Genomic DNA, 18,481 nt, shown 5'->3' on the forward strand with positions numbered 1-18,481 from the left:
GACGCCAAACTGAAAGGCCTACCATGTCTGAACTGTTTGCACGCAAAACCTTGCGCGCATCATCACTCGTTGCGATGACCCTGTTTGGCATGATGCTGGTTTCGTTTGGCACGCAAAGACAGGCCTTGGCACAAGGCACAAATATGAGTGCCGATGACGCCAGGCAATATCAGGACTGCCTGAAACTCGCTCGCCTCAAACCAGAAGACGGGTTTGAAAGTGCCATTGCATGGCGCGATATGGGTGGCGGAGAACCGGCAAAGCATTGTGTCGCGGTCGCGCTGATTGCGCTTGAAAAATACGAAGAAGCCGCAACCCGCCTTGATGCACTTGCCGATGAAAGCACATCCCCCCAACAGGTCGTTGCCGGGCTTCTGGCACAAGCCGGGCAAAGCTGGATGATGGCTGGCAATCTTGAGTTTGCCTGGCGCGATCAATCACGTGCCTTGGACATGGTCAAAAACGATCCAACCCTTTGGGTTGATCGGGCAATGGTTCTTGGCATGGCCGGGCAGTATTGGGACTCGATCGACGATCTGAACAATGCGCTTGATCTTGATCCAGACAATGTCGAAGCCCTGATCTATCGTGGCACGGCATGGCGTATGCTGGAAACCTACGACCTCGCCATGACCGATATTCAACGCGCTCTGGAACTATCCCCCAACAATATTCAGGCGCTTTTCGAACGTGCAAACCTGCATCGGATTGCCGAAAATAACGATCTTGCGCGTCAGGATTATCTAACTGTCATAGAAAATTCAAACGGAACCCCTGTCGCTGATGCGGCAAGAGCGAATATAGAAAAGATGGATGTTCAGACCGGATCGGAATAGGTTCTGATCCGCATTTGATATGTGCCCGCCGGTTTCGGGACCATATCGCCAGATTTTCAGCCGGGGGACCCCATGCGTCGTTTGATTGCCACGACCGCCATTGCCGCATCCGTAACGATGATGATTGCCGCCAGCACGGCACAGGCCCGCGACCAGATCAGGATTGTCGGTTCTTCGACGATCTTTCCGCTGACCACCAAGGTCGCCGAATATTTCGGCAAGACCACCGGTGAACCGGCCCCGGTGGTTGAGAGCACCGGCTCGGGCGGTGGTTTCAAACTGTTCTGCGGTGGAATCGGTTCGGAATATCCCGACATCGTCGATGCATCGCGCCAGATAACCGGTTCGGAAACCGCCATCTGTGCCGCCAATTCGGTGCGCAATATCAGCGAAATCAAAATCGGCTATGACGGCATCGTCCTGTTGGGATCACGTAAGGCTCCGACAATGACGCTGTCGGCCCGCCAGCTTTATCTGGCACTGGCACGCACCGTTCCGGTTCAGGGGGCAAGCGTTCCGAACCCGCATGTCAAATGGTCCGATATCGACGCCAACCTGCCAGACATTCCGATCCGCGTTTACGGCCCGCCGCCGACTTCGGGCACGCGAGACCTGATGGGACAGCTTCTGATGGATAAGGGCTGTGCCGAATTCAGCGATATCGCAAGCCTCGAATCGACTGATCCTGAAAGCTTCCGCCTGCTTTGCCGCACCATCCGCGAAGATGGTGCCTATATCGAGGCAGGTGAAAATGATCGACTGGTGATCAGCAAACTTGAAAAAGATCCAAAATCCTATGGTGTGATGGGTTTCAATAACCTTGATCGCAACCGTGAAGCCATGCAGGGCATTCCGATCAATGGTGTTGCACCTGATTATGACACCATTCTGGATGGCAGCTATCCGGGATCACGTGCACTTTACCTTTATGTAAAGGACGATCATCAGCAACTGGTCCGCACTCTGGGTGCATTTGTCGCAACCTATACCTCGGACGCCGTGATCGGCGAAGAAGGCCTGCTGGCTGATAACGGCCTTGTTCCCCTGCCCGAAAACGAACGTCAGGAAGCGTTGGCAGGTGCCCAAAAGTTCTCCGGGAATTAGGTTGCGCAGGATTTAAATAAAACGGCCGGACATCAGTCCGGCCGTTTTGCCATCCAGACCTGATTGGCGGCATAACGCGGCGGATTACCTTTGAAGTCAGAAAATTCCGATATCGAAACAAATCCTGAAATCTGCAACATTAACCGCATTTCACTGCGATGAACCCATCGCATATGATGCCAGCAATCCTCGCATCGCAGGACATTGCCCGTAGGATCAATTTCCTCGAACCGCCAATGTTCTTCAAACCGCTGGGTCAGGGGATCGCTGGTTCGTTCCATCGCAGTGATCCGCAACCGGCTGTCTGGAGCACCACTGTCATCCGGCATCGGAAACAGCGGCAACTCAACACTTTCGGGGTCACCTTCCGGCAGACAATAACGAAGGTCGGGATCAATCAGATCAAGAACCAGCATCCCGCCCGGCCGTAAATGGGCAAAGACCGAGGCAAGGCATCGCTGCTGGTCACCGCCATCGGTGATTTCCTGAAATCCGCGAAACGGAATTATGATCAGGGCAAACTGCCGCCCAAGATCAAAGTCGCACATATCCCCATTGTGCCAGACCATATTGGGGTATTTCGCGCGCGCCTGTGTCAGCATCGCATCGGAAAGATCAAGCCCCTCAACCGCAATACCGGCCTCACGAATGGCGGCGGCAATCCGGCCGGTCCCGCAGCCCAGTTCAAGAACCGGGCCACCGATGTTGACGGCAATATCACGATAAAACGGGATCGGATCTTCGAATAATTTGCGATCAAGCTCGGCACGAAGGTCATAGCTGGCGGCGTTAAGGCCACCTTGTGGATAAAAGCTGTCGACCTTCGAGGAACCCGTCATTCAAAATCCAGATCGGCATAATGCGGGGATGGAGGGAAGCTTGCCTGCCGGTCCGCCAGAATGTCGCGCATCGCAGGGCGGCTTTTGATCCGCATATACCAATCCCTCGCGCGCGGATGTTTTGACCAGTTGATATCACCCATATAATCAATCACGGAAATCTGGGCGGCCGCAGCAATGTCGGCCATCGTCAGATGTTCTCCCGCCAGCCAATTCCGGCGTTCAAACAGCCATCCGATATAATCCAGATGATAGGCCGCATTGGTTCGCCCGGCGCGCAGGATTTTGGTATCCGGCGTCCCGGTCGAAAAAAAGCGTTTCAACAGCTTTTCACCCAGCAGATGCTCGGTGACCTCGCGGTTGAACTTGCCGTCAAACCATGCGACAAGGCGGCGGATTTCCGCACGTTCCTTGGCATCAGCCCCCAAAAGCGGGGTGTCGGCATAAACTTCATCCAGATATTCGCAGATCACGGTTGAATCGCACAGGACCGTGCCGTCTTCTTCTTCCAGAACAGGCACTTCGCCCGCCGGGTTCAGCGACAGAAACGCATCGCGTCGCTCCCAGACAGGTTCTGCCTTAAGCTCGAATTCAAGCTTCTTCTCGGCCAGAACCAGACGCACTTTGCGCGAAAACGGTGATAGCCAGAAATGATGTAATTGACGCATGGAATTGAAGATACCCAACCAAGGATGAACGTTTTGCAAACCGGGCCGCATATGGCGGTTTGGTACCATATGGCGTCTGTGCGCCATTCATTACAGGACCGGAATTTCAAATTCTCTCAAACCACGCAAATGCGCCAATGTAAAGGCTTTGTCGCGCCAAACAGCACCAATCTTGCGCTTTTTGTCATCCATTCAATCCGACCGGCTTCGCGCCAACGCCAAAAGCCCGTCAAGATCAAGACACGCTTCGACATGATCGGCCAGTTCATCGAGCGCTGCTTCAATCCCGGCCTCGAAATCGGCACTGCCATCACGCACCCGCCCGGCAAGCCCCGCCAGATAGGCCGACCGGAACGCATCACTGCCAAACAGGCCATGCAAATAGCAGCCTGCAACACGACTATTCACACTTTGCGCGCCATCCGCAATCCCGCCTTCAAGACAAAGCCAGCTTCGGTCGCGATCCGGCCCGGATGTCTCGCCCATATGGATTTCATAACCGCAGACCGGAATATTGGCCGCAACCCCGCCAAGTTCCGCCAGCCCGGCGGTTTGACGCAGCGTCTTGTCACCGCCCATCACGGTTTCAACATCAAGCAATCCAAGCCCGGCTTCTGATCCCGCCGCACCTTCGATCCCGTCGGGATCATGGACCATGCGTCCCAGCATCTGATACCCGCCGCAAATGCCAATCACGTGACCGCCCCGGCGGTAATGCGCCAGAATGTCGATATCCCAATCCTGTTCTTTCAGGAAACGAAGATCGGATGTAGTCGATTTGCTTCCAGGCAAAAGCACAAGGTCGATATCCGCCGGAATAACCTCGCCCGGTTTAATGATCAGAAGTTCGACATCCGGCTCGGCCGCCAGCGGATCAAGGTCATCAAAATTCGCAATCCGCGGCAGATGCGGCACTGCAATCCTAATCAGTTTTCCACCCTTATCGGCCCGCACATAACGTCCGGCTTTTTCAAGCGCGACACCATCCTCGGCAGGCAGGCGATTGGCCCCATGCCAATATGTTGCGATACCGTAACTTTCAAGTCCCGTATGATCGCGGATGATCTGCAAGGCAGACTCGAACAGCGAGACATCACCGCGAAACTTGTTGATGATATAGCCACGCAGCCAGTGACGGTCCCCTTCGGACAGCAGGGCATGCGTGCCGACAATCGATGCGATCACCCCGCCCCGATCAATATCCCCCACCAGCACCACCGGGATTTTTGTCGCCTCGGCAAAGCCCATATTGGCTATATCAGCGGCACGCAGATTAACCTCAGCCGGTGATCCTGCACCTTCGACAAGCACAAGATCGGCGTCCTGTGCCACCAGATCGAAGCTTTCAGTCACACGCGGCAGCAAATCGCGTTTCAGCCGGTAATAATCCCGCGCCTTCGCACTGGTCAGGACCTTGCCCTGCACCACGACCTGTGCGCCGATGTCACTTTGCGGTTTCAGCAGAACCGGGTTCATGTGGACCGATGTGGGCACCCCGCAAGCTCGTGCCTGCAACGCCTGTGCCCGGCCAATTTCACCGCCATCATCGGTCACGGCCGCATTGTTGGACATGTTTTGCGGCTTGAACGGACGCACCCGAAGCCCCCGCCGCGCAAATGCACGGCATAACCCGGCCACCAGCAAGGATTTACCCACATCCGAACCGGTACCTTGCAACATCAAAGCAGGAACAGGGCGCGCACTCATTCCGGTTTCAAAACCTTCCTGTATCTGGCTATCCACCGAAACGGCAGATCAGAACTCGACACCGATCTGTGCCTTGATGCCCTGTTCGCGGAACGGATGTTTGATCATGGTCATCTCGGTCACAAGGTCCGCCGCCTCGATCAGGGTATCGGGCGCATTTCGGCCGGTCAGGACAACGTGCTGGTCGGGCAGTTTATCCGCCAACGCTGCCAGAACATCATCAAGCGGCAGGAAATCATAGCGCAGAACGATGTTGATCTCGTCAAGGATCACCATGGCAAAGCTTGGGTCGCGCATCATCTCAAGTGCCTTGTTCCAGGCTTCACGCGCCAGTGCAACATCCTGCGCCCGGTTCTGTGTTTCCCAGGTAAAGCCCGCGCCCATGGCGTGAAATTCGCAAAGATCGGGAAACTTCTTCAAAAGCTTTGCCTCGCCGGTTTCCCAACCACCTTTGATGAACTGCACAACGCCGACTTTCATGTCATGTCCGACACACCGCATCGCCATGCCAAATGCCGATGACGACTTGCCTTTGCCCTTGCCTGTATGAACGATGATCAGGCCCTTTTTGTCGATCTTCTGCGCCATCATCTTGTCGCGCGCGGCCTTGATCTTCTTCATTTTTTCGTCATGGCGAGCATTCAGGTCGGTATCAGGCGTGTTGTTGTCGGTCATTGCTTCATCCCTTTGTATTTCTGTCGGAACAATGCGGCGAAGCGCGCCCCTGTTCAAGGACAGTTTTCGGGTTTCTGATCCAGTTCAAGATGCGCGACGACACCCTGAAAACCGTATTTTCGGGCTTCCGGGCAGAACCGGTCTGGATCGGTCCCTTCTTCGATATATTCGACCGCAAAAACCGGCTTTTTCATCTTTGCATAAGGTAAAAACGCATCCATGAAACCAAACCGAAATGATGATTCAAGCAGGGCAAAATCCATCCGGCCGACCAGTTCCGGAACCAGTTTGCCGGCATTCTTCTGCCCGATGGCAAGCCCGCGGGCATGCGCCTGCTCAATCAGCCATCCGACATAACGAAGCTGATCGGAACGTGTCAGGTCAAACCCGGTTTTCTTGTTCGACCCATCCGCTTCGTAAGCATCGATATTATCCGGCTCGACACCCAGAAAACCCTTTTCCCGACACAGGTCAAACCGTGCCTCCATGATATGGGCGAATTGCTCGAACCGGTTGATATCAAGCCAGTTTTCGCCTGCCCAACCCCAATAGGGGTTGCCAATCACGTCTTTGGGGAATTGGGCATAATCGTCGTTCCATTCCTCGATCGCGCCAACATTGATGTAGCAGATCGGGAAAATACCGGCTTCGCGCCATTCCTGAACCTGATTGGTCGTCGTTTCAAACAGATCGCTATCGGTTACCCGAATATTGCCGCCGATATCAATGTCGCCCTGCAACTGCCAATGCAACGGCTCGTTCGGCACCGTTGGCCAGTCATCCGCCGCCGCAATGCCAACCCCTGCACCAAATTGCAAAACCAAACCTGCAACGGCAAAAAACGCGCGCATCCATATACCCCTGGAAAATCAATCTTGCGAGTTTGCCCGTCTGGCGGTCGATAGACAACCACCCAAAAAGAAAGCGCGGCCGTTTCCAGCCGCGCTCTTGCACCCGTAACGGGTGCGGTCCCCCGGAACCCCACCGGGTTCGGTTCACTGACATGTCTGTTACGACTTCAACCTGATGACAATCCAAGATCGCCGGTCACCAGATCGGCCCATTTATCAGGCTCGCGCATGTCGGTATTACGCAATTCGGGGCGGCGCATCCGTGCCTTGTTGAACAATTGTAAACGGTCACCCGGTGACATCTGACGCAGGCGAAGCAATGCCTTGCGCACAGCATCATTCGGGGCATGAACCGGTTTCTGGAAACTTTTTTCGATCACTTCAAGCCGACGCTCAAGCCAGTTGCGCGTCGTAACAACATCCGCAATCAGTAACTTCAATTCGCGAACCACGGGAAAATGATTTAACGCCACATGAGCCCTTGAAATGGTTGCCCGCCAGATCTGACGCTCGACACCTTGAAGATAACGCCAGTAAATCCGCACCTTGGCATCGATTTCGATGGCTGTTTGATCTGGTCCCGGCAGATGGCGCGCCAGTTCGTCCAGGCCATCACGAAATTCTTCGATACTGACCGGTGCATGAACACCGTTAAACCGTTCACGCAGGTCAAGAACCGAACGGATCGCACCACGGGCCGGGCGGTCATGACCCTGACCGTGCAAATCGGCGCGTAACCAGTCAGGAAGGTCGGCATCAGCAAGCAGGAAATCGACAATGTCTGCATGTCCGGCATGAACCGGCAGAGGGGTCTGCAGATAGTCAGGCAAACGAACGTGTTTCGTTCTTTCCATAGTGGCCTCCTAACTCTGTTGCCGATCCGTCTTTTGCGGTTATCGGCTCGATAGGTGTGCCCCGTCCCTCAACCAATTGATTAACACTTGGTTAAAAGAGATATGGTGCGAAAACGAAACGTTTCAACTCCCCGGTTTGTTCCGACTATTCATTTCAACGGTAAAATTCTCGTGATTCACGATGACGGCCAAGGCCCGGTTATGCCGTGCCGTTCCCCATCAGATCGACTGATACGGAATTCCGGCGCGGCTGCCAAAGACCACGATCAATCGCCTCGCGAAGGCGATTGCGAATATCGCAAAACGCATCGGGATTGTGATCCCTGATGAATTCACGCACATCCGTATCGCCAAGATACGCATCATAAACCAGATCAAAATGATGATCTGCGACACACCGCGCCGTCGCGGCAAAGGCAAACAGGTAATCCACCGTCGCCGCCATCTCAAATGCGCCCTTGTAACCATGGCGCATCACGCCTTTGATCCATTTCGGATTAACCACGCGGGCCCGGACAACACGGGCAATTTCTTCTTCCAAAGTTCGGATTTTCGGGCTTTCCGGGCGGGAGTGATCACTGTGATAGACCGTCGGCTGCCTGCCGGACAGATGTCGAACCGCCGATGTCATTCCGCCTTCGAACTGATAATAGTCATCGGAATCCAGCAAATCATGTTCGCGGTTGTCCTGATTATGAACAATCGCATCGACCCGCGACAGCCGCATTTCAAACAGATCACGCGCCGCTTCGCCTTCTGCCCCGTTGCCATAGGCATAACTGCCCCACGCCAGATAGGCATCCGACAGATCGGCCTCGTCTTCCCAAAGTTCTTCGTCGATCATCGCCTGCAACCCCGCGCCATAGGCACCAGGTTTGGCGCCGAACACGCGAAATGCCGCCTGTTTCCGTGCCTGATCGTGACTTTCCCCAGCCTCACACAGCTTAGCGGTTTCTGCCGCAACCCGAACCGCAATCGGGTTCATGTCCGGCGCTTCGTCCGCCTGTTCGGCCACCGCACGCACCGCGCTGTCAAACAGGTCAATCAAGCCGGGGAATGCATCGCGGAAGAAACCCGATATGCGCAACGTCACATCAACGCGCGGACGCCCCAACAGGGATGCGGGCATAATCTCGAACCCGGTGACCCGGCGCGATGCACTGTCCCAGGTTGGCCGTACCCCCATCAGGGCAAGCGCCTGGGCAATATCATCGCCCCCGGTGCGCATATTGCTAGTGCCCCAAACCGAAAGACCCAGGGCCGCGGGCCATTCACCGTGATCCTGAACATGCCGTTCCAACAACAGTTCGGCTGATTTCCAGCCCAATTGCCATGCCGCCGGGGTCGGAACCGTCCGCGTATCAACCGAATAGAAATTCCGCCCGGTTGGCAAAACGTCCGGTCGACCGCGCGTTGGTGCACCCGATGGCCCCGGTTCGACAAACTTGCCCGCAAGACCGCGCAGCAATCCGGCAATCTCGGCATCGCCACAGGCTGTGACCGCTGGACGAATAGATGTTTCGATATCGGAAAGAACCTCAATTGTCCGCTGCCATGCACTATCGGCCGCGATCACACCGCGCACCAGATCGCGCGCCAAAAGCTCGATCCGTTCCACCGTATCACCCGTGGTGCGCCACGGACCAACATCATATCGCGCAAGGATTTCGGGCTTCAGGCCCGGCCAAAACTCGGCAAAAGCGCAATCAAGCGGATCAAAACCGGGATCACCAAGAATATCGGCAGCAAGGGCACGATGAAGCGATGCCTTCGGCCCCTCGCTCGCCCCCCTTGGCAATCTTGCCAATGCGACCAAAAGATCGGTCAAAAGATCGCCTTCCGGCGCTTTGCCAAAGATATGCAAACCATCGCGGATCTGAAGTTCCTTCAACTCGCACAGATAGTTGTCAAGTTTGGCAAGCGCGCTTTCCTCCTCTTCGTCCGGCTCAATGCCGCAATCGCGGTCAAGGCCGATACGGATGGCAAGCTCAAGAATGTCGCGCTTCAGGATCAGCAGTCGCCTTGGGTCAACCGCAGCCGCGTCATAATATTCATCCACCAGCGCCTCCAGATCCTTGAGCGGCCCATAACTTTCTGCCCGCGTCAAAGGCGGCGTCAGATGATCAAGGATCACCGCCTGCGCGCGTCGCTTGGCCTGCGTGCCTTCGCCCGGATCATTAACAATAAAGGGATAGAAATGCGGCGTCGGGCCAAACACGGCCTCGGGAAAGCATTCTTCTGACAGCGCCAGCGACTTGCCCGGAAGCCATTCCATATTGCCATGTTTGCCAAAATGAATGACCGCATGAGCCCCAAAATGATGACGCAGCCAGATGTAGAACGCGAAATAGTTATGGGGCGGCACCAGATCGGGCGAGTGATAGCTTTCAAGCGGATCGATATTGTATCCACGTGCCGGTTGCAGCCCGACGACAACATTGCCCATCGGCAGGATCGAAAGGGCAATCGCCGCCCGATCCGGCAGATAAAACGGATCGCCTTCCGGATCACCCCAGGCATCTGTCACCTGCTGGCGAATGCGCGCGGGCAGGGCGGAAAATGCCGCCTTATAATCGGCAACCGGGATCACCACCCGAACAGTCCGATTAGCCAGCGACTTGAAATCATTGGTCGGCCCGGCCTTAACCGCGGCAATCAGCACATCACCATTTTCCGGCAGGTCATCAATCCTGTACCCGGCATCCTTCATCGCACGCAGTGTCTCAATCATCCCGGCCGGTGTATCAAGCCCCACACCATTGCCAAGCCGCGCATCTTTGTTGGGGTAATTGGCCATGATCATCGCGACTTTGCGCATCGGGGCTCCCGTTTTGCGCAATTTGACCCAATTGGCCGACAGTTCTGCAACAAAGACAACACGATCGCGTACCGGGATATATTTGACCAGATCAATCTGTGTCAGGGCATCCTTGCCCGCCGATCCCTTGAACGAGATGGCACGCGACAGGATACGCCCATCTACTTCCGGCAATGCGACATTCATCGCAATATCGCGCGCGGCAAGCCCGTTGACACCATCACGCCAGGACGCTTCACCACCGCCCGACAGCACAACCTGAAAAACCGGTGCGTCTACGCCGTCAAATGGTCCGCTCTGGCGTTCGATACCCGGCACCGCAAGGGAAAAACCGGTGGTATTAAGGATCAGGTCTGCTTTGGTTGCCCCCAGCCATTCTTCGACCAGGGCAGCAGCAACCGGATCTTTCAGGCTGGCAACAAAAATTGGCAACGGGTTTAGTTTATTAGTCTGAAGTTCTTCAACCAGTGCATCAATTACGTCCAGATTACCGGCCTGAATTAACGCACGGTAGAATATTATCGGAACAACAGGATGATTTTGTTTCCAAATTTGTTCGATTTCTTCAAGATTTGTCGTTGCTTTTCCCGGCCAGTACAACCCCGCCTTGACCAAGGGTGCCGCCGGTTTCCAGTTCCAGCTGACAGACGGGTTTAACTTTTCATACATAAGACGAAGTAAATGTTCGGCATTTTCCGGCCCACCTTCGATCAGGTAACGCCAGATTTGCTGATATGTGCTGCCTTTAACCGTCGATAAGGACAGAAGTTCCGCATCGGGTTGATCGTCACCGGGCAACAGCACCAGCGGCACATCGTTGCGACGGGCCAGTTCGACCAGCTGTTCGATCCCGTATTCCCAATATCCTCGCCCGCCCAGAATACGCACGATGATGAATTTGGCCTCTGCCAGAACGTCGTCGACATAAAGATCGACCGACATATTGTGCCCCAGCTGCAAAAGGCTCGCCAATCGCAGGGAAGGGACATCCTTGCCAAACGCCGCATCCAGCCGTGCCTGCGCACCCGCGAGACAGGCAAGCTCGGACTCTGCCGCCGACAGGATAACGACATCGCCCGGGCTTTGCCCCAGATCGACGGCCTCGCTTCCATCGGTGACCAGTCCCGGCTGGGCGGCAAGTAGGTGCATCGGGAACTTCCGTTTCTTTTCTCGGATATCAGAGCCCTGAAATCACCCGGCCTGCACTGGCGCAGCCGGATGATCTCAGTCTTCAAACATGAACGCGCCGCTTCAGGACGCCTTGATGGCCGCTTCGATAGCCTTGCGGTCCAGACCATGCAGGCCAATCACCACCAGTTCCGACCGGCGCTTTTCGGTTGCCGCCCACGGACGGTCGAAATAACGCTGGAACCGTTCACCAACACCCTGAACGACCTGACGCATCGGTTTGCCGGGAATATCAAGGAACCCCTTGATCCGCAGCACATCAAACTGACGCACAACATCAATCAAACGCTTCTCGAGTGCTGCGGCATCCTCAACATTATCAAGCGATACGACAAAGCTCTCAAAATCATCATGGTCATGTTCGTGACCATCGTCATGATGAGACGGACGGCTATCAAGATCGTCCTCGGCTGCCGCACCAAGACCCAGCAACACAGCATTTTCGACCTTTGAATGCGCGGTTGCAATAATCTTGACGGACGGACGTTTCAGCTCGGCCCGGACATCTGCCTCGACCTTGGCAATTTCGGCCTCGCTCAGCAGATCGGTTTTGTTCAGAACCACCATATCCGCACAATGGAGCTGTTCTTCAAACAGCTCCTCAAGCGGGCTTTCGTGATCCAGATTGTCGTCCGCTTCGCGCTGTGCCTGAACCGCGTGATGATCATGGGCAAACAGCCCGTCACGCAACGCCGCCCCATCCAGAACGGCAACAACACCATCCACCGTGACGCGCGACCGGATTTCCGGCCAGTTAAACGCCTTGACCAACGGTTTTGGCAATGCCAGCCCGGATGTTTCGATCACGATATGATCTGGCGGTGTATCACGATCAATCAGGCCCTTGATGGTTGGCAGGAAATCATCGGCCACCGTGCAGCAGATGCACCCGTTTGCCAGTTCGACAACGTCATCCTCGGCACAACCCGATATGCCACATCCATTAATAACCTCGCGGTCGACACCCAGATCACCAAACTCGTTGATGATCAGCGCAATCCGCTTACCCCCGGCATTTTCCAGCATATTGCGGATCATCGTGGTTTTGCCTGCACCAAGAAAACCGGTGATCACTGTTGCCGGGATTTTTCCAAGCTGTGCCATGTTCAATTGTCCTTAAATCCATAAATTCTGTTCTATTTAACTGCCATCGGAATGCCGGCAACCACAAGCGTCACCTGATCGGCAAGTTCGGCAATTCGCTGATGCAATCGTCCTGCGTGATCCCGAAAGCTGCGCGCCATGGTATTTTCCGGCACAATCCCGAAGCCGACCTCGTTCGACACCAGAAGAACCGGAATGTCCAGCCCGGGAAGGATGTCGCATAATCGGTCAAATTCGGCCTCGATATCGCGATCTTCCAGCATCAGATTGGTCAGCCAAAGCGTCAGGCAATCGACCAATACCGGTTTGCTGCCATCACTACTGCAGGCAGACAGGACCGTGCAAAGATCAAGCGGTTCCTCGATCGTTTGCCACATCTCGCCGCGCGATGATTTGTGAAGTTCGATACGGTTTGCCATTTCGTCGTCCCACGCACGACCGGTCGCGATATAAATACCGCCGCCTGCATGGTTGATCCGGTTTTCGGCAAACCGGCTTTTGCCCGATCTGGCACCGCCAAGGATCAGATGGATCCCGGCAAGCTGGCTGTTTTCAGCCATATTCTGGGTCATACCCGTTTTCCTTCGCTTTGACCTCCCACCGAGGCCCGATTGCGTTACCCCATATCCTTGCGAACAGGGATACCGATGGCTGGTTTCCTGGCTTGGGGCATGAAAGCAATCCGCCTTCCCGGCATGTTGGCTACGCATCAACATTACCGGTGGCTGGTGACATCACATCACCCGGATCACCCAACCCGTTACAGTTGCGGGGGCAGCACCGGCATCACACCGGTTTCCCATCACCAAACGGCAGCGCCGAACGTAGCAGCTTTGCCCCTATGACCAAAGCCCAAACTCCGACCTAGCCATAAGGTCAGTATTTGTAAGAATTGACTGCTTGTCGGCGGTTATTCTTTAGGAGAACATAATTTTATCACGTTGGAATCAGAGCTGCCAAAAGCCGCCAGCGTGATCGCCGGACATTACAAAACAAACAAAGTCCGGATGCCGGAACTGCAAAAGGTTTCGGGTCAACTCTTGGGGTTAATTGGAAATTTGCTGATCAAATGGCAATTCATGAACAAATTCAACGAATTCGGAACCTGAAATCAACAATCTGGCAAACCGTATCACGCGAAGACATGTGGCGCGGGCTGCTTGATAGATTGAACTATAACGATCAATCCTTTCCCGAATTCCTGCAACATCATGCCGTGAATGGTGAAATATCATTGGCGCGTCGTGATGTTCGAAACATTTATGCCAGCCGTCCGACCTGTGGTGTTGTCGCGACCATTATCTGGTCGCATGCGCGTGGCATTCGCGTAAATGCGCTTTCGCTTCTGGTCCGTGACCTGACCAAACTCGTGGAACTGTTCGAAAATGACGATTTCGACGAGGATCAAATGTCACAGCTTCTGGGTCAGCCGGGGATATCCATCCCGACCGCCAGCAAAATGCTTTCAGCCTGTGGCAAGAAATACAAGGGCAAACCAGCGGCCATCATCGACGACACGATTATTCAGGTGATAGAGGCACCGGAATTCGCGTCCGATTTCACTGAAATCAACGAGCTTCGCGGCAAATCGCGCAGCCGCCCTATTCCCTACTACGAAGCCTATCTCGAAGATGTCGCGTCAATCTGTGGCAGATACGATGTCACTGCAGATATGGTAGATCGCTTTTTGTCGGAATACGCCCTTTCTGGTTCGCGTGAAACCGAACAGCGAAAATCAGCCTGAAACAGATACCCTGCCTGATTTTCGCGCGGGGTTCTTTTCATCCAAAATCGCCAGATCGTCTAAAAGCGCAAATTCACACCGGTTACCCGCCAGCCAGGCTGATCGACACCGGCAATATGTTCGATCCGCGTCAAACCGAGTGTATCGACATGAAACGACAACGCCGCCTCAAGTGGCAAACCAAGGGCGCTTGCCAAAGCCGCGCGTACCGTTCCTCCATGAATAACCGCGACAATATCTTTCCCTGCCCAATAGCGCGTCAGCCGGTCAAACAACGGCCCGACGCGTTCGACAACATCCCCGAAACTTTCTCCATTCGGGGGGTGCTGTCTGGCAAAATCCGTCCAGAAACGTGTGGTTTCCCCCTTGGGAAGGTCATTCCAGTGCTTCTTTTCCCACGTACCGAAATGCTGCTCGGCAAACCCGGTCTCACGGGTCGGCAGTATGTTTTCATCCATCAGTTCCAGGAGTTTTAACGCGGTATCAAGCGTTCGCGACAAATGACTGGTAACCCAGATCGCCTCGCGAGGCAGTTGACGCGCCAAGGCCCGCAACGCTTTTTCATCCGACAGATTAACCGGCATGTCACTTCGACCATAAACAAGCCGTTCCGGATTTGTCACCGGCGCATGGCGAACAAGCCACCACCGCGTCGTCACTGCCTTCTGCATTCTTCCCCCAAGGAAAAATGTAATCCATGAAATGCCGGTCAATTTGCGCGGCGGTATTTTTATGATCTTATCACCAAGTGACCTGCAGCACTGCGATAAATGCAATGCCGACAAATAGCTCGGAAATGATTTGCGTCATACCCAGCACATCACCGGTATGGCCACCAATCTGATGCCGGGCGATCCAACCGACGATCGATGCCCCGACCATCATGGCAACCAAACACATGAATGCGGTCAATGCGCCTGCAACAATCACCACCAACATCAAGGCAACGGCAATTCCTGCCGCGACCATTCTGATGTCGGGACGTCCGGCTCCCTTGCCAAGCCCGTCTTCACGCGCCGGATCAAAAACATAGGTCACAATCGGCATCGCCGCACGCGATAGTGTCGCCATCACAATCAGAATGGCGGCCATGCTGCCGCTTTCACCCGCAGCCGCCAGAACAGCAACACGCATCGCAAGGCATAAAACAAGTGCAACAACACCATATGTGCCGATGCGACTGTCACGCATGATTTCAAGTTTACGCAACTTGTCCTGCCCGCCACCAAATCCATCTGCGCAGTCGGCAATACCATCTTCATGCATCGCCCCGGTTAACAGGATCAGTGCCAGCGTCGCGACAATGGCCGCAATCATGCCATTTCCGGTGAGAACTTCGGTCAGATATGCCGGGATGATCGCGATACCTGCAATAAACAGTCCCACCAATGGCCAGCACCAGACCGACCGCGCGATCGCAACCGGGCGAAAGTCACATGTTGCGGAAACCGGAACACGGCTCAAAAGGGCCAGCGCCCGCCAGAAATCGGCAACCGGTCCCTTTGGCGACGAAATGTCTTCGTCGTGCTCAACCTTGCTGGCAATGCCCTCGTCATCAGGGCTTTGCGATTTCATTCCGGCTTGATTATGATCATTTGTCACGGGTGATTTCCCATATTCGAACTGGCATTTTGCACGCAATCAGACTAATCATGGGCGCGACAGAAGCCAAGCAGAAGACGCTTTGCATCCTCGTCCGCCAGCCGGAGATTTTCCATGTTCGACCCCAAGCATCCCCCGCAAAGCCTTGATGAAATCCGCACCCTGATGGCCGAATTGCCCGGTGTCGATACCGAGGCACAGGCCGCCGTCAGCGCGCGCGAGCCCGAACTGACCAAACCCGCAGGCGCACTTGGGCGCATGGAAGATATCAGCCTTTGGCTGGCCGGGTGGCAGGGAAATTCACGCCCGAACATGTCACGCCCGCGTGTCACGGTCTTTGCCGGAAGTCACGGTGTCTGCGCCCAGGGCGTGTCTGCCTTCCCGGTCGAGGTCAACCAGCAGATGGTGGAAAACTTCATCAATGGCGGTGCGGCGATCAACCAGATCTGCAAAACAGTAGATGCCGAATTGCGCGTGATGGAAGTCGCACTTGAAATTCCAACCAACGATTTCTCACAAGAACCCGCCATGGATGACGAAGGCTGTGCCGAAGCAATGGCCTTTGGCATGAGCGCAATCGAAAAGGGGCTCGACCTTTTTGTGCCCGGTGAAATGGGAATCGGCAATACCACCTCGGCAGCGGCTATTGCCCACGCACTGTTTGGCGGTGCAGCCGCCGACTGGACCGGACGCGGTACCGGCATTGACGATGAAACGCTTGAACGCAAAACACGCGTGGTAGGCGACGCCATCATCCTGCACAAAAATCAGATGCATGATGCACTTGATGTTCTGCGCTGTGTTGGTGGTCGTGAAATCGCGGCGATGGCCGGTGCCATTCTTGCTGCTCGTTATCAGCGGGTGCCGGTTCTTCTTGATGGTTACGTATCCTGCGCCGCTGCGGCAATCCTTGCCGCCATTCGCAGCGATGCGCTTGACCATTGCATGATCGGGCATGTCTCGGCCGAGCCGGGCCACAAACGCCTGATCGAAAAACTGGGTAAACAGCCGGTTCTCGATTTTGGCATGCGCCTTGGCGAAGGATCGGGGGCAGCCCTTGCCATCCCTCTTTTGCGGGCATCTGCGGAATGCCACAACGGCATGGCAACCTTTGCCAAGGCTGGTGTTGCAAGCCGCGGTGCATAATCGTTTTGACTTCGGAATTAAAAGACGCCAGCTATTTGCTGGCGTTATTTTTTGGTGCGTTCGCTTAGCAGCTGCTCGACATAACGCCCCTGGAACATGGTGATATTGATGCCATGACCAAACTTGATCGCGCGTTCATCATCACAACGGCACATGATCACACGGGTATCGCCTGACTGCGCGACCGCTTCACGCATCGCATTGCCGTGTTCCTCGTCCAGATTTTCCATTTCCGGATCCCAGATCATCTTGATCATATCAACACCAAGCTTGTTGCGGTTGATATAGGGCAGCGACAGATGGCTGATGCCATCAATACAAATCCGGTATCCGCGATCACGGCAAAAATCGCGCGCAAAGAAAAACGCCCCAAGATCAGCAAAAATATCGATCTTCTGCAGCTCAAGCACGATTGTGCCGCGCTGGCCAGCTTTGACATTGCTGTCAAATGTCAGGAAATCAGGCGATAGCAGCGTCGAAACATTCAGATTGATACTGACCGAGCCGGTAACCGATGCGTCATTGCTGCGCGTAAGCAGGGATAACATCCGCCGATCAAGAATTTCCGTCAGGTGCTGGAACAGCCAGCGATTCGACAGAACATTGACATCAGGCAGCAACGTCTGCTGCAAATCCTTGATCGAAATGAACAGTTCGTGGAAAACCGGCGTTGGGTTTGCATCACCAACAACGGCACAAATCGCCTGACGGCGCATCAGGTTCGAAAGATCGGCACGACGCAATGCCTCGTCAATACGACCAAGGATTTTTGGCGTCAGTGGTGCACGACCGTCTTCAAGATCCGGACTATCGTTGTGGCGCTCGGCCGCCTTGCTGACCTGACGCGGACGGTTGGCGTTCGATCGCACAAGCGTCTGGGTCAGATGCAGGAAATCCTTGTATTGCTGGGCAACGTCAAAATAGTCGGTAAAGGTCGCCGGTGCGCCACTTTCATCCTTGCCATCACTGATCAGTGGATCGTCATTGAACAGGAACTTAAGCCGGAAAATGACGGCATTGACCTCGTCAATCTCGGCCGCATCAAAGATAAAAATCAGATCCTGATTGGACAGCGTAAAGATGCGCCCGGTAACTTCCGGCACGATGTCTTCGAACGATGCAATTGCCGTGCGGATGTGATGGTCACGCCGGTTGAATGGCAGAAGTTTTGAAAAATGCACATGAATTGCCCCCACGCCATCCTTGCGACGTTCAAGACGCCGCACATAATCGACCAGAAAGGCTTCGGGTGAGGGTAACGTGCTTTCAGACATACAGGATGACCAGATTTTCCAATGTGCAACGCGCGGGGAAAGTCCCGATTGAAATACAATAGTTCGCTGCC

General features: G+C 54.8%; 16 protein-coding genes and 1 riboswitch. Of the genes, 4 read left to right on the forward strand and 12 right to left on the reverse strand.

Translation table 11 applies throughout. The features are described 5' to 3' along the window. Window positions 1-23: 23 nt before the first annotated feature. On the forward strand, window positions 24-836 hold the full coding sequence (locus AUP42_RS05760; protein ID WP_062949805.1) for a tetratricopeptide repeat protein: 813 nt from the start codon (window positions 24-26) through the stop codon (window positions 834-836). Between the two features lie 72 nt (window positions 837-908). Further along, window positions 909-1,940, forward strand: a complete 1,032-nt coding sequence (locus AUP42_RS05765) for a substrate-binding domain-containing protein (protein WP_062949807.1) — start codon at window positions 909-911, stop codon at window positions 1,938-1,940. Window positions 1,941-1,972: 32 nt separating this feature from the next. Here the strand turns inward: AUP42_RS05765 and AUP42_RS05770 are convergent, their stop codons facing one another. The 9 genes from AUP42_RS05770 to cobU all read right to left on the reverse strand — a co-directional run bounded on the left by AUP42_RS05770 (window position 1,973) and on the right by cobU (window position 13,216). After that, window positions 1,973-2,779 carry a class I SAM-dependent methyltransferase gene (locus AUP42_RS05770; protein WP_062949809.1) on the reverse strand — a complete coding sequence of 269 codons (807 nt, stop codon included), beginning with the start codon at window positions 2,777-2,779 and terminating at the stop codon, window positions 1,973-1,975. Continuing rightward, on the reverse strand, window positions 2,776-3,447 hold the full coding sequence (locus tag AUP42_RS05775) for a glutathione S-transferase family protein (RefSeq protein WP_062950497.1): 672 nt from the start codon (window positions 3,445-3,447) through the stop codon (window positions 2,776-2,778). Before AUP42_RS05775 ends, AUP42_RS05770 begins: the two co-directional genes overlap by 4 nt. A 192-nt stretch (window positions 3,448-3,639) precedes the next feature. Further along, window positions 3,640-5,154 (reverse strand): cobyric acid synthase, encoded by a 1,515-nt coding sequence (locus tag AUP42_RS05780; protein ID WP_062949811.1) that lies wholly within the window; start codon window positions 5,152-5,154, stop codon window positions 3,640-3,642. A gap of 48 nt (window positions 5,155-5,202) precedes the next feature. After that, on the reverse strand, window positions 5,203-5,829 hold the full coding sequence (cobO, locus tag AUP42_RS05785) for a cob(I)yrinic acid a,c-diamide adenosyltransferase (RefSeq protein ID WP_062949813.1): 627 nt from the start codon (window positions 5,827-5,829) through the stop codon (window positions 5,203-5,205). Window positions 5,830-5,882: 53 nt separating this feature from the next. Beyond that, window positions 5,883-6,680: an endo alpha-1,4 polygalactosaminidase gene (locus tag AUP42_RS05790; protein ID WP_082824674.1), complete on the reverse strand. Its 798-nt coding sequence runs from the start codon at window positions 6,678-6,680 to the stop codon at window positions 5,883-5,885. 167 nt (window positions 6,681-6,847) lie between these two features. After that, window positions 6,848-7,534 (reverse strand): hypothetical protein, encoded by a 687-nt coding sequence (locus AUP42_RS05795; RefSeq protein WP_062949815.1) that lies wholly within the window; start codon window positions 7,532-7,534, stop codon window positions 6,848-6,850. 199 nt (window positions 7,535-7,733) lie between these two features. Then, complete coding sequence (gene cobN / locus AUP42_RS05800; protein ID WP_062949817.1) at window positions 7,734-11,501, reverse strand: cobaltochelatase subunit CobN; 3,768 nt, start codon at window positions 11,499-11,501, stop codon at window positions 7,734-7,736. 102 nt (window positions 11,502-11,603) lie between these two features. Beyond that, window positions 11,604-12,644 carry a cobalamin biosynthesis protein CobW gene (cobW, locus tag AUP42_RS05805; RefSeq protein ID WP_062949819.1) on the reverse strand — a complete coding sequence of 347 codons (1,041 nt, stop codon included), beginning with the start codon at window positions 12,642-12,644 and terminating at the stop codon, window positions 11,604-11,606. A 32-nt stretch (window positions 12,645-12,676) separates the two neighbouring features. Then, window positions 12,677-13,216, reverse strand: coding sequence for a bifunctional adenosylcobinamide kinase/adenosylcobinamide-phosphate guanylyltransferase (cobU, locus tag AUP42_RS05810; RefSeq protein WP_197468244.1), 540 nt, complete (start codon window positions 13,214-13,216; stop codon window positions 12,677-12,679). A 59-nt stretch (window positions 13,217-13,275) separates the two neighbouring features. Further along, window positions 13,276-13,479: riboswitch (cobalamin riboswitch) on the reverse strand. A 234-nt stretch (window positions 13,480-13,713) separates the two neighbouring features. Between cobU and AUP42_RS05815 the strand changes: the two genes are divergently transcribed. After that, on the forward strand, window positions 13,714-14,388 hold the full coding sequence (locus tag AUP42_RS05815; RefSeq protein WP_231858171.1) for a hypothetical protein: 675 nt from the start codon (window positions 13,714-13,716) through the stop codon (window positions 14,386-14,388). A gap of 59 nt (window positions 14,389-14,447) precedes the next feature. Here AUP42_RS05815 and AUP42_RS05820 read toward each other — a convergent pair whose 3' ends face one another. Next, complete coding sequence (locus tag AUP42_RS05820; protein WP_062949821.1) at window positions 14,448-15,059, reverse strand: histidine phosphatase family protein; 612 nt, start codon at window positions 15,057-15,059, stop codon at window positions 14,448-14,450. A gap of 70 nt (window positions 15,060-15,129) precedes the next feature. Beyond that, window positions 15,130-15,990 (reverse strand): adenosylcobinamide-GDP ribazoletransferase, encoded by an 861-nt coding sequence (cobS, locus tag AUP42_RS05825; protein WP_062949823.1) that lies wholly within the window; start codon window positions 15,988-15,990, stop codon window positions 15,130-15,132. Window positions 15,991-16,104: 114 nt separating this feature from the next. Here cobS and cobT point away from each other — a divergent pair, with 114 nt between their 5' ends. Continuing rightward, a complete protein-coding gene (gene cobT, locus AUP42_RS05830; RefSeq protein ID WP_062949825.1) occupies window positions 16,105-17,136 on the forward strand; it encodes a nicotinate-nucleotide--dimethylbenzimidazole phosphoribosyltransferase in 1,032 nt (343 codons plus the stop codon). A gap of 44 nt (window positions 17,137-17,180) precedes the next feature. Here the strand turns inward: cobT and AUP42_RS05835 are convergent, their stop codons facing one another. After that, a complete protein-coding gene (locus tag AUP42_RS05835; protein ID WP_062949827.1) occupies window positions 17,181-18,410 on the reverse strand; it encodes a hypothetical protein in 1,230 nt (409 codons plus the stop codon). Window positions 18,411-18,481 lie beyond the last annotated feature (71 nt).

The organism is Thalassospira lucentensis, from assembly GCF_001613805.1.
In the GTDB taxonomy this organism is placed as follows: domain Bacteria; phylum Pseudomonadota; class Alphaproteobacteria; order Rhodospirillales; family Thalassospiraceae; genus Thalassospira; species Thalassospira lucentensis_A.

Bases quoted from the DNA above. Each gene is read 5' to 3' on its own strand.
- AUP42_RS05780 (WP_062949811.1), bottom strand. From the start codon at position 5,154: ATGAGTGCGCGCCCTGTTCCTGCTTTGATGTTGCAAGGTACCGGTTCG.
- AUP42_RS05760 (WP_062949805.1), top strand. From the start codon at position 24: ATGTCTGAACTGTTTGCACGCAAAACCTTGCGCGCATCATCACTCGTT.
- AUP42_RS05770 (WP_062949809.1), bottom strand. From the start codon at position 2,779: ATGACGGGTTCCTCGAAGGTCGACAGCTTTTATCCACAAGGTGGCCTT.
- cobT (WP_062949825.1), top strand. From the start codon at position 16,105: ATGTTCGACCCCAAGCATCCCCCGCAAAGCCTTGATGAAATCCGCACC.
- cobW (WP_062949819.1), bottom strand. From the start codon at position 12,644: ATGGCACAGCTTGGAAAAATCCCGGCAACAGTGATCACCGGTTTTCTT.
- cobO (WP_062949813.1), bottom strand. From the start codon at position 5,829: ATGACCGACAACAACACGCCTGATACCGACCTGAATGCTCGCCATGAC.
- AUP42_RS05795 (WP_062949815.1), bottom strand. From the start codon at position 7,534: ATGGAAAGAACGAAACACGTTCGTTTGCCTGACTATCTGCAGACCCCT.
- cobU (WP_197468244.1), bottom strand. From the start codon at position 13,216: ATGACCCAGAATATGGCTGAAAACAGCCAGCTTGCCGGGATCCATCTG.
- cobN (WP_062949817.1), bottom strand. From the start codon at position 11,501: ATGCACCTACTTGCCGCCCAGCCGGGACTGGTCACCGATGGAAGCGAG.
- AUP42_RS05790 (WP_082824674.1), bottom strand. From the start codon at position 6,680: ATGCGCGCGTTTTTTGCCGTTGCAGGTTTGGTTTTGCAATTTGGTGCA.
- AUP42_RS05765 (WP_062949807.1), top strand. From the start codon at position 909: ATGCGTCGTTTGATTGCCACGACCGCCATTGCCGCATCCGTAACGATG.
- AUP42_RS05815 (WP_231858171.1), top strand. From the start codon at position 13,714: ATGGCAATTCATGAACAAATTCAACGAATTCGGAACCTGAAATCAACA.
- AUP42_RS05835 (WP_062949827.1), bottom strand. From the start codon at position 18,410: ATGTCTGAAAGCACGTTACCCTCACCCGAAGCCTTTCTGGTCGATTAT.
- AUP42_RS05820 (WP_062949821.1), bottom strand. From the start codon at position 15,059: ATGCAGAAGGCAGTGACGACGCGGTGGTGGCTTGTTCGCCATGCGCCG.
- AUP42_RS05775 (WP_062950497.1), bottom strand. From the start codon at position 3,447: ATGCGTCAATTACATCATTTCTGGCTATCACCGTTTTCGCGCAAAGTG.